The organism is Bartonella sp. AP58NXGY, from assembly GCF_042195785.1.
Lineage (GTDB): Bacteria > Pseudomonadota > Alphaproteobacteria > Rhizobiales > Rhizobiaceae > Bartonella.
The window spans coordinates 1-554 of the sequence record NZ_JBHIOY010000424.1 but is presented as its reverse complement, the minus strand read 5'-3'; the positions used below and the strand labels follow the sequence as shown (position 1 = coordinate 554).

The 554-nt window shown below is 32.9% G+C and carries 1 pseudogene; it reads left to right on the top strand.

The features are described from left to right. Nucleotides 1-347: 347 nt before the first annotated feature. Nucleotides 348-554: pseudogene (locus tag ACFINC_RS11815) on the top strand (serine protease); the annotation flags it as partial.

Genomic DNA, 554 nt, shown 5'->3' with positions numbered 1-554 from the left:
GATCGTGATGTTGAAGCAAAGGGGGCTGGGGATCGTGCTCGTATCGAAGCTTTAGAGAATGAAAAGGGAAAAACCTCATAAGCTTTTTATTCAATTGGATTTTTAAAGGCCGCCTTGTTTTAGGCGGTTTTTTTATGCGTATTTTTAAGTTTGTTTTACTTGAGAAATAGATGGTGAGAGAAAATTATAGCATATTGAATTATTTGATTTTTATAATATTTACTGTTTAAATGGCTTGTTTTTAGTCTCTATTATGAAATATTAATAGAGATCCTTTATTTGCGGGGTTATTTTTTTTAATTCTATGAATCTTTAACAGAATGGGCTGGTTTTATAAGGAGTAGATTATGAGGTATTCTTTTTGGGTGTGGCTTTTTTGTGCGATTATGATGTTGATATCGTTTGATCATATCTATGCTCATGTTCCTCAAACACAAAAAGAGATTACTCTTTCATTTGCTCCTTTGGTTAAAAAGACAGTACCATCTGTTGTAAATATTTATGCGGCTCTACAAATTAGAGCGCGATCACCTTTTGAGTGTGAGCCATTTTTT